The sequence below is a fragment of the Mesorhizobium sp. M1227 genome (genome assembly GCF_040318315.1).
In the GTDB taxonomy this organism is placed as follows: domain Bacteria; phylum Pseudomonadota; class Alphaproteobacteria; order Rhizobiales; family Rhizobiaceae; genus Mesorhizobium.
In genome coordinates this window covers 1-12,282 of the sequence record NZ_JAMYLZ010000065.1, presented here as the reverse complement: position 1 = coordinate 12,282, position 12,282 = coordinate 1, and the positions used below count along the sequence as shown (strand labels likewise).

General features: G+C 62.0%; 11 protein-coding genes, 1 tRNA gene and 1 pseudogene. All 13 read left to right on the top strand.

Annotation, left to right across the window (positions count from 1 at the left end):
* The coding region (locus NKH28_RS33160; RefSeq protein ID WP_502896533.1) for an EF-Tu C-terminal domain-related protein at positions 1-102 on the top strand (102 nt) is incomplete at its 5' end.
* Between the two features lie 160 nt (positions 103-262).
* Positions 263-1,948: a COG3904 family protein gene (locus tag NKH28_RS33155; protein ID WP_352981346.1), complete on the top strand. Its 1,686-nt coding sequence runs from the start codon at positions 263-265 to the stop codon at positions 1,946-1,948.
* Positions 1,949-2,044: 96 nt separating this feature from the next.
* On the top strand, positions 2,045-2,527 hold the full coding sequence (locus NKH28_RS33150; RefSeq protein ID WP_352981345.1) for a group II truncated hemoglobin: 483 nt from the start codon (positions 2,045-2,047) through the stop codon (positions 2,525-2,527).
* Between the two features lie 131 nt (positions 2,528-2,658).
* Entirely contained in the window at positions 2,659-3,174 is a 516-nt protein-coding gene (locus NKH28_RS33145; protein ID WP_352981344.1) for a hypothetical protein, read from the top strand.
* A 77-nt stretch (positions 3,175-3,251) separates the two neighbouring features.
* A tRNA-Trp gene (locus tag NKH28_RS33140) sits at positions 3,252-3,327 on the top strand.
* Between the two features lie 363 nt (positions 3,328-3,690).
* Entirely contained in the window at positions 3,691-3,894 is a 204-nt protein-coding gene (gene secE / locus NKH28_RS33135) for a preprotein translocase subunit SecE (RefSeq protein ID WP_023680439.1), read from the top strand.
* A gap of 27 nt (positions 3,895-3,921) precedes the next feature.
* Positions 3,922-4,449 carry a transcription termination/antitermination protein NusG gene (gene nusG, locus NKH28_RS33130; RefSeq protein ID WP_006333333.1) on the top strand — a complete coding sequence of 176 codons (528 nt, stop codon included), beginning with the start codon at positions 3,922-3,924 and terminating at the stop codon, positions 4,447-4,449.
* 160 nt (positions 4,450-4,609) lie between these two features.
* Positions 4,610-5,038: a 50S ribosomal protein L11 gene (rplK, locus tag NKH28_RS33125; RefSeq protein WP_023680440.1), complete on the top strand. Its 429-nt coding sequence runs from the start codon at positions 4,610-4,612 to the stop codon at positions 5,036-5,038.
* 4 nt (positions 5,039-5,042) lie between these two features.
* A complete protein-coding gene (rplA, locus tag NKH28_RS33120) occupies positions 5,043-5,741 on the top strand; it encodes a 50S ribosomal protein L1 (RefSeq protein WP_023680441.1) in 699 nt (232 codons plus the stop codon).
* A gap of 393 nt (positions 5,742-6,134) precedes the next feature.
* Positions 6,135-6,653 (top strand): 50S ribosomal protein L10, encoded by a 519-nt coding sequence (gene rplJ / locus NKH28_RS33115; protein WP_008875657.1) that lies wholly within the window; start codon positions 6,135-6,137, stop codon positions 6,651-6,653.
* A gap of 54 nt (positions 6,654-6,707) precedes the next feature.
* Complete coding sequence (rplL, locus tag NKH28_RS33110; RefSeq protein WP_023680442.1) at positions 6,708-7,085, top strand: 50S ribosomal protein L7/L12; 378 nt, start codon at positions 6,708-6,710, stop codon at positions 7,083-7,085.
* Positions 7,086-7,368: 283 nt separating this feature from the next.
* Positions 7,369-11,505, top strand: coding sequence for a DNA-directed RNA polymerase subunit beta (gene rpoB, locus NKH28_RS33105; protein ID WP_352874931.1), 4,137 nt, complete (start codon positions 7,369-7,371; stop codon positions 11,503-11,505).
* A gap of 131 nt (positions 11,506-11,636) precedes the next feature.
* Positions 11,637-12,282 (top strand): annotated as a pseudogene (locus NKH28_RS33100) (DNA-directed RNA polymerase subunit beta'); the annotation flags it as partial.

Below are 12,282 nucleotides of genomic sequence, written 5' to 3'. Positions count from 1 at the left end.
GAGCTGATCGTGCCGATCGCCATGGAAGAGAAGCTGCGCTTCGCCATCCGTGAAGGCGGCCGCACCGTCGGTGCCGGCATCGTCGTCACCATCACAGAGTAATCGCCGGCGCTGCCGGTTGAGATCGGATGCAAAAGGGGCGGTCTTCGGGCCGCCCTTTTGATTCTGATATTCTGGCAATGGATTAACCGCATTGCTTCAAATCCTGTTGCAAGCGCCTCTGCCATAACTAGTATAGGTTGCATCGAGGGGGGCTGCCCGAATGGTTCCATGGCGCCGTTTGCATAGTCAGGCATGGTGGTCGCTAGGGCTGATCTGCCTGGTGTCGTTGCTTGCCATGGGCCACGCTGCCTTCGCAGCGGATGCAAAGAAATCCACGCCGGAAAAATCCGCGCCGGATTTCGGCCCGACGATGCGGTTCGTCGTCGTGCGCAGCAGCGCGCCGGGCTGCGAGCCGACCTGTCCGGAATGGATATCGGCGGAAGGCTCGATAGAAGCCGGCACGCCGGCCCTGTTCAAACGCGCGCTGAAAGCGCTTGGCGGCCGAAAGCTGCCGATCGTCGTCGATTCCCCCGGCGGCAATGTCGAAGCGGCGCTGACACTTGGTCGCCTGATCCGCAAGAACAAGCTCGATATCGCCGTCGGCAAAACCCGCTTCGTCGGCTGTCTGCCAGATGTGAAGAACTGCAAGGAAAACGACGGCAAGAGCGCCCGTTATTTTGGCAATGCTTATGCCGATGGCGCCATCTGCAATTCCGCCTGTCCGTTGATGTTTTCCGGCGGCATCCGGCGCGTGGTAGGCGAATGGGCCTTTCTCGGCGTCCATCAGATCACCACGACCTATATCCGGACGAAATTGCTGTACCGCACCACCTACCGCATGGTGAAGGGCAAGAAGAAGATTCTCAGCACCAAGGTCGTCAGCCGGAAGAACGCCGGCAGCTACAAGACCTATGAGATGAACAAGCCGCTGGAGCGGAAGCTGGCGGCCTATCTGAAGGAGATGGGCGTCGGCCTGGGTGTGCTCGAGACCATGAAAAGCACACCGGCCAGCGGTATCCAGCAATTGGCTCCCTACGACATGCTGCAAATGAATCTCGTCACCAGCCGGGATGCCGTCGACCTGCTGACCGCGCCAACCCTATGCACGTCCGATCCGTTGCCGGCGAGTTGCAGGGAGGTGCCGGCGCCGGCGAATATCACGAAGCCGGCCGGCGAGGTGGTGGCGAAAGCCGAGCCTGCACCCGCAGGGCTCGAAACCCCGCGGCCGAAGGAGGACGCAGACATGCGCTTCGTCCTGGTCCGCGGCAGCAACCCGCTTTGCAATCCAAACTGCCCGGAATGGATTTCGGCCGAAGGCACGATTGCGCCTCAGACCCCGCAGAAGCTGCGCCAGTTGCTCGCCATGCTTGGCAACCGACGGCTGCCGGTGGTGGTCAGCTCACAAGGAGGCGACCTGTTCAGTGCTCTGGCGGTGGGGCGACTTATCCACGAAAAGAAGCTCGACATCGCCGTCGCCCGCACCGATTTCGTTGGCTGCGACCCGGGAGAGTGGAGTTGCTTGGCTAAGGAGGGCGCCTATGCCGGCCTGACCGTCGATTCGGGAGCGGCATGCGATTCGGCCTGCGCGCTCATGCTTGCCGGCGGCGTCAGACGGTTTGTCGGTCCGCAAGCGCGGCTCGGCATGTACCTGATGGGACAGCAGCAGATAATTAAGACCTATCTCGAGGACATGGCGATTGGTCCCGGTCTGTTCGCCGCGCTCGAGCAGCGCTCGGTCGAGCGCCAGCTCGAACCAGACCTAATGCTGAAGGTTGGACTGACGACGGGGCCGCAATCGGTGGACGCGCTGACGGGCGCCACCATCTGCAAGTCGTCGCCGAAGCCCGACAACTGCCGCGTTCTGCCGTCCGCCAGCGCCGAGGCAGAGACGCCGGCGAAGCTTTAGCGCAACCTTGCACTGGCCATCGAGGCAGGTTGAGCGGCGCTCGATGTTTCCGCTATCGTCCAGCGCGGTTGAAGACCAGCATCGGAGGGATCGCGAATGAGCCAGGATGTCCCGACATTGTTTGAATGGGCAGGCGGCACCGAAGCGCTGAACCGCCTGACCCAAACCTTCTACGACAACGTCTCTCGGGACCCCATCGTCGGGCCGGTGTTCAAGCACATGTCGCCGGACCATCCCGCTCACGTCGCGGCTTTCATCGGCGAAGTTTTTGGTGGACCGAAAACCTACAGCGAAAAGCACGGCGGCCATCGCGAGATGGTGATGCACCATCTCGGCAAGCATCTGACCGAGGAGCAGCGCCGGCGCTGGATCAACCTTCTCGCCGACGCCGCCGACGAGGTCGGCCTGCCTGACGATCCCGAATTCCGCTCGGCCTTCATGGCCTATGTCGAATGGGGATCGCGGCTGGCCAAGATGAACTCCAACAAGGGCGCGACCTGCGATCCCGAGACCGAACCAATGCCGGCCTGGGGTTGGGGGGTGCCGGGCGGCCCCTACAAGCCCTCTTCGGGAGACTGACCGGGCACGAATCGGTCGAAAACTCCGCCGGCCAGGAAAACGGGTGGCTATGAAGGTCTCCGTCCTCCAGGCTAACGGCTTAAAGTCGCCGTCGAATGGCGGGGGCATATTTGAAAACCGGAGGCTTTGCGATGAGATCGGAAGGCAAGAAAAATTCAGACAGCGTCTCTGACAGCAACCGCGGAATCCGAAATCCGTTTGGCGTCATGGACGTCCCCACTCCCGACGACGAGGAGGTGTCGGCGTTCGCCGCCGGCTTGAAACTGGAGGGAACTCCAAGCGATGAAAATGCCGAGGCATGGGGCACCGACCGCGACCGCGACCGCAACGACACCATCGAAGGCAGCTGGTCCAGCCGATGGAACGGCGGTGCCGATCCCACGATCCCGGGCGATAGCAAGCATAAATGGAAGTCCGGCCGGGGCGAGGTGAAGACGGCGGGAGAGAGGGTTTACCTGCTGTTCGATTGGCATGATGGCGTGCGCAAGGGGCTCATCGATGCGCGGCGCCAGGGTGCGAAAGGGCTGGTTGGAAAATATATCAATCTGACCGACCCGAAAATCGTGCGTCCCTGGGTCGGCTTAATCGTCAGCAATCAACGGATCGACGGGAAATGGCCGGGAGGACGCCTGGACTTTCGAAGATGAAGGCCGGGTAGCGCACGTCGCTCTTTACAGAGCGCGCGGAAGCTTTTAGGAAGCGCCTGCTGCGCCGACATGCGCATACGGGCATAGCTCAGTTGGTAGAGCGGCGGTCTCCAAAACCGCAGGTCGTAGGTTCGAGCCCTGCTGCCCGTGCCATTCTTTGAATGGATACCTAAAACGATTCTTTTGCAGTGCGGCCTTTGAAAATCGGCTTGTGACTTGCCATATGGCATAAGTTGCGGCATAAGGGCCGCATAGCCGGGACGGGACGACTGGATGGTTCCGAGGCGGCGTTTGGCCATAAAGCGGACACTTGCCACTTGCGTGGATCAAGAATCGGTTTTATGTAGACGAGACAGACACGCGACGCGTGGAGCTGGGAAGCCGGCTTTACGCGTCTGATTTGCATGGGCGAAATGATTGCGCTGATTCGGCGCGAACGCACGCTCAAGCGGCACGTCCCGGCCAGCGGGATCATCCAGGAGGCCCGGCCAACGGGTCTTGCAGACAGAGCGGCATATGGCTTCGAAAACCACAAATCCCTTCACCTTTCTCCAGCAGGTTCGCGCGGAGACCGCCAAGGTCACTTGGCCGTCGCGGCGCGAAACAATGATCTCGACGGTGATGGTCCTTGTGTTCGCGGTCATCGCGATGATCTTTTTCTTTACCGCAGACGTGGCCATGGGCTTTGCGGTCGAAAAAATCCTCGGCCTCGGACAGTAAGTCCGGCGATTACGGAGAAGTCTTGAAATGACCGCGCGGTGGTACATCGTCCACGCCTACTCGAACTTTGAAAAGAAGGTCGCCGAGGACATTGAGAACAAGGCCAAGCAGAAGGGCCTGTCCGCCGACATCGAGCAGATCGTGGTGCCGACCGAGAAGGTCGTCGAGATCCGCCGCGGCCGCAAGGTCGATGCCGAGCGCAAGTTCTTTCCGGGCTATGTGCTGCTGAAAGCCAATCTGACCGACGCCGTGTTCTCGCTCGTCAAGAACACGCCGAAGGTCACCGGTTTCCTGGGCGACTCCAAGCCGGTGCCGATCACCGAAGCCGAGGCCCAGCGTATCCTGAACCAGGTTCAGGAGGGCGTCGAGCGGCCGAAGCCGTCGGTGACGTTCGAGATCGGCGAAGCGATCCGCGTTTCGGATGGACCATTCGCGTCCTTCAACGGTTTCGTCCAGGAAGTGGACGAGGAGCGGGCGCGGCTCAAGGTGGAAGTTTCGATCTTCGGGCGCGCTGTGCCGGTCGATCTGGAATTCGGACAGGTCGAGAAGGGCTGATCCGAAATCCCTGCACCGGTTTCGGCGGCAGGGAAGGCGGCGCGGAGATCGCGCGGCCAAAAACGGGTGGGAGGCGAATGCGGCTTTAGCCGGCCGCGCGGACCGCACCACCAGACTGCAACCGCCGGCAAGACCGGCATGAGAAAAGGCAGGAAGAGAGATGGCTAAGAAAATTGCAGGCCAGCTCAAGCTCCAGGTTTCCGCGGGATCGGCCACGCCGTCGCCCCCGATCGGTCCTGCGCTTGGTCAGCGTGGCATCAACATCATGGAGTTCTGCAAGGCGTTCAACGCGCAGACCCAGGAAATGGAAAAGGGCTCGCCGGTTCCGGTCGTCATCACCTACTACCAGGACAAGTCGTTCACCTTCGTCATGAAGACGCCGCCGGTGAGCTACTTCTTGAAGAAGGCTGCCAACCTGAAGTCGGGCTCGAAGGAGCCGGGCAAGGTCAAGGCCGGCACGATCGGCCGCGACAAGGTGCGCGCCATCGCCGAGCAGAAGATGAAGGATCTGAACGCAAACGACGTCGAGGCGGCCATGCGCATGGTCGAGGGCTCCGCCCGCTCGATGGGTCTGGAAGTGGTGGGCTGAGATCATGGCAAAGATTGCAAAGCGTGTATCGAAGACCCGCGAAGGCATCGATCCCAACAAGGCTTACGCTTTGGGTGAGGCGCTGAAGCTGCTCAAGGATCGCTCCTCGGTGAAGTTCGACGAGACGATCGAAGTCGCGATGAACCTCGGCGTCGACCCGCGCCATGCCGACCAGATGGTCCGCGGCGTGGTCAACCTGCCGAACGGCACCGGCCGCAGCGTTCGCGTCGCCGTCTTCGCGCGTGGCGACAAGGCCGAGGAGGCCAAGGCCGCCGGCGCCGACATCGTCGGAGCCGAGGACCTGGTCGACATCGTCCAGAAGGGCACGATCGACTTCGACCGCTGCATCGCCACGCCGGACATGATGCCGCTGGTCGGCCGTCTCGGCAAGGTGCTCGGTCCGCGCGGCATGATGCCGAACCCGAAGGTCGGCACCGTCACCACCGACGTTACCGCCGCCGTCAAGGCATCGAAGGGCGGCGCCGTCGAGTTCCGCGTCGAGAAGGCCGGCATCGTTCACGCCGGCGTCGGCAAGGTCTCGTTCGACGTCAAGGCGCTGGAAGAAAACGTCCGCGCCTTCGCTGACGCGGTGACCAGGGCAAAGCCGGCTGGTGCCAAGGGCAACTACGTCAAGAAGGTGTCGGTCACCTCGACGATGGGCCCGGGCCTCAAGCTCGACGTCTCGACGCTCGCTGCGTCCTGATACGAAACAATTGGATCGGCCGCTAAAACGCTGATCCGTGAAAGAATTCCGGGCCTCCGACCTGTCGGCGGCCCGGTACCGGAAGTCGAAAGGCTTCCGGACATCCTGTCCGAGATTGCAGGCGGCCCCCAAACCTTAGGTGATGTGGGCCTTAATTCATGTGGGCCTGCATGAGACGGGTGAAGACCGGACAAAGGAGCCATAAGCTCCAATGAAAGGTTCGAACCGTGTTTGCCTTTTGTCTGCGCACCGTCCGGCTTCCCGGCAGGTGTGGCGAAAGGGGGCAGGATCCTCGAGCGTCGTTCGGGAGATCCGTTACTGGATGGCCCGGCCGGCAAAAGGCAACCCGACGCCTGTCCTTCGTAGAGGGCAGGGGTCAACTGGAGATAGGCAGTGGACAGAGCGGAAAAACGCGAACTCGTCACGGGCCTGAATGATGCGTTTTCAAGCGCTGGTTCAGTCGTCGTGGCCCACTACGCCGGTATCACCGTCGCGCAAATGAACGACCTTCGGTCGAAAATGCGCGCCGCCGGTGGCACCGTCAAAGTCGCGAAGAACCGTCTCGCCAAAATCGCTCTTCAGGGCACGGACTCCGCATCGATCATCGAGCTGTTCAAGGGACAGACGCTGATCGCCTATTCGGAGGATCCGATTGCGGCGCCGAAGGTCGCGTCCGATTTCGCCAAGGGAAATGACAAGCTCGTCATTCTCGGCGGCGCAATGGGCACCACCTCGCTCAATGCCGACGGTGTAAAGGCACTCGCCACACTTCCGTCGCTCGATGAGCTGCGCGCCAGGCTGGTTGGCATGATCGCCACGCCGGCAACCCGGATCGCCCAGATCGTCAATGCGCCTGCGGCTTCGGTCGCGCGCGTCATCGGCGCTTACGCCCGGAAGGACGAGGCGGCATGAGGCCGTTCCTCGCTATCACAAACACACGTTCGAACCTTATGAAGGAACATTGCAATGGCTGATCTGGCAAAGATCGTAGACGACCTTTCGAAGCTGACCGTCCTCGAAGCGGCCGAGCTGTCGAAGCTTCTTGAAGAAAAGTGGGGCGTTTCCGCCGCTGCTCCGGTGGCGGTTGCCGCTGCCGGCGGCGCTGCGGCCGCTGCTGCTCCGGTCGAGGAAAAGACGGAATTCGACGTCGTCCTCACCGAGGCAGGCGCTCAGAAGATCAACGTCATCAAGGAAGTTCGCGCCATCACCGGTCTTGGCCTCAAGGAAGCCAAGGACCTGGTCGAGGCGGCTCCGAAGCCGGTCAAGGAAGCCGTTTCCAAGGCCGACGCGGACAAGTTCAAGGCCCAGCTGGAAGCAGCCGGCGCCAAGGTCGAACTGAAGTAAGCGTTGAGTACCGGCCGACGGCGTCGCGCCGTCCGCCACTCCTTTCGCGTCGAAGGGAGGCTGCGTAACGCGAAGAGTGCGAAAACCTCTTTCCTGAGGGCCGCAAACCGGCCTTCAGGAAACGGGTTTTCTCCCGTTTCTGGCCCGCCGCCAATTGGCGCCGGGTGAAAAGACAAGAAGCCGCCGACAGGCGGCGGGCAACAAGACAGGGCCGCCAAGGTGGCCCGAGATGCAAGGCGAGCCGCGGCGAGGCTCGTCCCGAGAATTGAGCTAAGGAGCGACGATGGCCCAGACCCAGACTTTCAATGGCCGCAGACGCGTACGCAAGTTTTTCGGAAAGATCCCGGAAGTTGCGGAGATGCCGAACCTTATCGAGGTTCAGAAGGCATCCTATGACCAGTTCCTGATGGTGGAGGAGCCCAAGGGTGGGCGTCCTGACGAGGGACTGCAGGCAGTTTTCAAGTCGGTCTTCCCGATTTCCGATTTTTCCGGCTCCTCGATGCTGGAATTCGTGAAGTATGAGTTCGAGGGACCGAAATTCGACGTTGACGAATGCCGTCAGCGCGACCTGACCTATGCGGCGCCGCTCAAGGTGACGCTGCGCCTCATCGTGTTCGATATCGACGAGGATACCGGCGCCAAGTCGATCAAGGACATCAAGGAGCAGGACGTCTACATGGGCGACATGCCGCTCATGACCTTGAACGGCACCTTCATCGTCAACGGCACCGAGCGCGTCATCGTCTCGCAGATGCACCGTTCGCCAGGCGTCTTCTTCGACCATGACAAGGGCAAGTCGCACTCGTCCGGCAAGCTCCTGTTTGCCGCGCGCGTCATTCCCTATCGCGGTTCGTGGCTCGACATCGAGTTCGACAGCAAGGACGTCGTGCATGCCCGCATCGATCGCCGCCGCAAGATTCCGGTGACGTCGCTGCTGATGGCGCTCGGCATGGACGGCGAAGAGATCCTGTCGACCTTCTACAACAAGATCACCTACAAGCGCGCCGGCGACCATTGGCGCATCCCGTTCAACGTCGAGCGTTTCCGCGGCCTCAAGGCCGTTGGTGACCTGGTCGACGCCGACACCGGCGAAGTCGTCGTCGAGGCCGGCAAGAAGATCACCGCCCGCCAGGCCAGGGCGCTCGGCGAAAAGGGTCTCAAGGCGATCAAGGCGACCGACGAGGATCTGCTCGGCAACTACCTTGCCGAGGATATTGTCAACTACGCGACCGGCGAGATCTTCCTCGAAGCCGGCGACGAGATCGACGAAAAGACGCTGAAGGTGCTGCTTGGCACCGGTGAGGATGAGATCAAGGTCCTCGACATCGACCACGTCAACGTCGGCGCCTACATCCGCAACACGCTCAACGTCGACAAGAACGAGAGCCGCCAGGACGCGCTGTTCGACATCTACCGCGTCATGCGCCCCGGCGAGCCGCCGACGCTGGAAACCGCTGAAGCCATGTTCAACTCGCTGTTCTTCGACAGCGAGCGCTACGATCTGTCGGCCGTCGGCCGCGTCAAGATGAACATGCGCCTCGAGCTCAAGGCCGAGGATACCGTGCGCGTGCTGCGCAAGGACGACATCCTGGCCGTGGTCAAGACGCTGGTCGAACTGCGCGACGGCAAGGGCGAGATCGACGACATCGACAATCTCGGCAACCGCCGTGTGCGCTCGGTCGGCGAGCTGATGGAGAACCAGTACCGCGTCGGCCTGCTGCGCATGGAGCGCGCGATCAAGGAACGCATGTCCTCGATCGAGATCGACACGGTGATGCCGCAGGACCTGATCAACGCCAAGCCGGCGGCTGCCGCCGTGCGCGAGTTCTTCGGTTCCTCGCAGCTGTCGCAGTTTATGGATCAGACCAACCCGCTTTCGGAGATCACCCACAAGCGCCGTCTTTCGGCGCTTGGACCGGGCGGTCTGACCCGCGAGCGTGCCGGTTTCGAAGTGCGCGACGTGCACCCGACGCATTACGGCCGCATCTGCCCGATCGAGACGCCGGAAGGCCCGAACATCGGCCTGATCAACTCACTTGCGACCTTCGCGCGCGTCAACAAATACGGCTTCATCGAGAGCCCGTACCGCAAGATCGTCAACGGCAAGCTGACCAATGAGGTCGTTTACCTGTCGGCTATGGAAGAGGCCAAGCACCACGTCGCGCAGGCCAATGCCGAGCTCGACAAGAATGGTCATTTCGTCGACGAATTCGTCATTTGCCGCAACGCCGGCGAAGTGATGATGGCGCCGCGCGAAAACGTCGATCTGATGGACGTGTCGCCGAAGCAGATGGTGTCGGTGGCCGCGGCCCTGATCCCGTTCCTCGAGAACGACGACGCCAACCGTGCGCTGATGGGCTCGAACATGCAGCGTCAGGCCGTGCCGCTGGTGCGCGCCGAAGCGCCGTTCGTCGGCACCGGCATGGAGCCTATCGTCGCCCGTGACTCGGGCGCCGCCATCGGCGCCCGCCGCGGCGGCATCGTCGACCAGGTGGACGCGACGCGCATCGTCATCCGCGCCACGGAAGATCTCGATCCCGGCAAGTCCGGCGTCGACATCTACCGGCTGATGAAGTTCCAGCGTTCGAACCAGAACACCTGCATCAACCAGCGTCCGCTGGTGCGCATGGGCGACCGGGTCAACAAGGGCGACATCATCGCCGACGGCCCGTCGACCGAGCTCGGCGATCTGGCCCTCGGCCGTAACGTGCTGGTCGCGTTCATGCCGTGGAACGGCTACAACTACGAGGATTCCATCCTCCTGTCCGAGCGCATCGTCGCCGACGACGTCTTCACCTCGATCCACATCGAGGAGTTCGAAGTCATGGCCCGCGACACCAAGCTGGGGCCGGAGGAGATCACGCGCGACATTCCCAACGTCTCGGAAGAAGCGCTGAAGAACCTCGATGAGGCCGGCATCGTCTACATCGGTGCGGAAGTGCAGCCGGGCGACATCCTGGTCGGCAAGATCACGCCGAAGGGCGAAAGCCCGATGACGCCGGAAGAAAAGCTGCTGCGCGCCATCTTCGGTGAAAAGGCCTCGGACGTGCGCGACACCTCGATGCGCATGCCTCCGGGAACCTTCGGCACCGTCGTTGAAGTGCGTGTCTTCAACCGCCACGGCGTCGAGAAGGACGAACGCGCCATGGCGATCGAGCGCGAGGAGATCGAACGCCTCGCCAAGGACCGCGACGACGAGCAGGCGATCCTCGACCGCAACGTCTATTCGCGTCTTTCCGACGTTCTCGTCGGCAAGGAAGCGATTGCCGGGCCGAAGGGCTTCAAGAAGGGCTCGAAGCTGTCGAAGGACACGCTCGACGAGTATCCGCGTTCGCAGTGGTGGCAGTTTGCCGTGGAGAACGAAAAGCTCCAGAGCGAACTGGAAGCCCTGCGTGGCCAGTACGACGATTCCAAGAAGGCGCTCGAGCAGCGCTTCATGGACAAGGTCGAGAAGGTGCAGCGCGGCGACGAGATGCCTCCGGGCGTCATGAAGATGGTCAAGGTCTTCGTGGCCGTGAAGCGCAAGATGCAGCCCGGCGACAAGATGGCCGGCCGACACGGCAACAAGGGTGTCGTGTCGCGGATCGTTCCGGTCGAGGACATGCCTTTCCTCGAGGACGGCACGCATGCCGACATCGTGCTCAACCCGCTGGGTGTGCCGTCGCGCATGAATGTCGGCCAGATTCTGGAAACGCACCTGGGCTGGGCCTGCGCCGGAATGGGCAGGAAGATCGGCGATCTGATCGATGCGTACAAGACAGCGGGCGACATCAAGCCGCTGCGCAAGACGCTCGAGAGCTTCATGCCGGCCAACGACCGCAACGAGCCGGTCCGCGAATATGACGACGAGAGCATCGTTCGCCTCAGCGAGCAGATGCGCCGCGGCGTCTCCATCGCGACACCGGTGTTCGACGGCGCGCACGAGGCCGACATCAACATCATGCTGGAGCAGGCGGGCCTGCACACCAGCGGTCAGTCGCAGCTCTATGACGGGCGCACCGGCGAGCCGTTCGATCGCAAAGTGACGATGGGTTACATATATATGCTCAAGCTTCACCACCTTGTGGACGACAAGATCCACGCGCGTTCGATCGGTCCGTACTCGCTCGTTACCCAGCAGCCGCTGGGCGGCAAGGCGCAGTTCGGTGGCCAGCGCTTCGGCGAGATGGAGGTCTGGGCGCTCGAAGCGTACGGCGCCGCCTACACGCTGCAGGAGATGCTGACGGTGAAGTCGGATGACGTCGCCGGACGCACCAAGGTCTACGAGGCGATCGTCAGAGGCGACGACACCTTCGAGGCCGGCATTCCCGAGAGCTTCAACGTTCTCGTCAAGGAAATGCGGTCTCTCGGCCTCAATGTCGAGCTGGAGAACACCAAGCTCGACGACAACCCGATCCGGCTGCCCGACGCGGCCGAGTAAGCAAGACGTCCGGCCGCGGTCTTCCCGCGACCGGACGCACCAAATTCTCGGCCGATGGCCGATCAAGTCGGCGGGCGTTTGGCCCGCGCTAGATGCAAGGGGTTTTCGAGGACCCCGAAAAGGAGAACGGCATGAACCAAGAGGTCATGAATCTCTTCAATCCCCAGGCGCCTGCGCAGGTGTTCGATTCCATCCGGATCTCGCTTGCCAGCCCTGAGAAGATTCTGTCCTGGTCGTTCGGCGAGATCAAGAAGCCGGAGACCATCAACTACCGCACCTTCAAGCCGGAGCGTGACGGCCTGTTTTGCGCGCGCATTTTTGGCCCGATCAAGGACTATGAGTGCCTGTGCGGCAAGTACAAGCGCATGAAATACAAGGGCGTCATCTGCGAGAAGTGCGGCGTCGAAGTCACGCTGTCGCGCGTCCGCCGCGAGCGCATGGGCCATATCGAGCTGGCGGCACCGGTCGCCCACATCTGGTTCCTGAAGTCGCTGCCGTCGCGCATCGGCACGCTGCTCGACATGACGCTGAAGGACATCGAGCGGGTCCTCTACTTCGAGAACTACATCGTTACCGAACCCGGCCTCACCGCGCTGAAGGAGCACCAGCTGCTCAGCGAGGAAGAGTACATGATGGCCGTCGACGAGTATGGCGAGGATTCGTTCACCGCCATGATCGGCGCCGAGGCGATCCACGACCTTCTGGCCGGCATGGACCTCGAGAAGATCGCCGGCGATCTGCGTTCTGAGCTGGCTTCGACCACCTCCGAGCTCAAGC

What these genes read in the sequence shown, in the direction of transcription:
- NKH28_RS33155 (WP_352981346.1), top strand. Translation starts at nt 263, where the DNA reads ATGGTTCCATGGCGCCGTTTGCATAGTCAGGCATGGTGGTCGCTAGGG.
- NKH28_RS33150 (WP_352981345.1), top strand. Translation starts at nt 2,045, where the DNA reads ATGAGCCAGGATGTCCCGACATTGTTTGAATGGGCAGGCGGCACCGAA.
- NKH28_RS33145 (WP_352981344.1), top strand. Translation starts at nt 2,659, where the DNA reads ATGAGATCGGAAGGCAAGAAAAATTCAGACAGCGTCTCTGACAGCAAC.
- secE (WP_023680439.1), top strand. Translation starts at nt 3,691, where the DNA reads ATGGCTTCGAAAACCACAAATCCCTTCACCTTTCTCCAGCAGGTTCGC.
- nusG (WP_006333333.1), top strand. Translation starts at nt 3,922, where the DNA reads ATGACCGCGCGGTGGTACATCGTCCACGCCTACTCGAACTTTGAAAAG.
- rplK (WP_023680440.1), top strand. Translation starts at nt 4,610, where the DNA reads ATGGCTAAGAAAATTGCAGGCCAGCTCAAGCTCCAGGTTTCCGCGGGA.
- rplA (WP_023680441.1), top strand. Translation starts at nt 5,043, where the DNA reads ATGGCAAAGATTGCAAAGCGTGTATCGAAGACCCGCGAAGGCATCGAT.
- rplL (WP_023680442.1), top strand. Translation starts at nt 6,708, where the DNA reads ATGGCTGATCTGGCAAAGATCGTAGACGACCTTTCGAAGCTGACCGTC.
- rpoB (WP_352874931.1), top strand. Translation starts at nt 7,369, where the DNA reads ATGGCCCAGACCCAGACTTTCAATGGCCGCAGACGCGTACGCAAGTTT.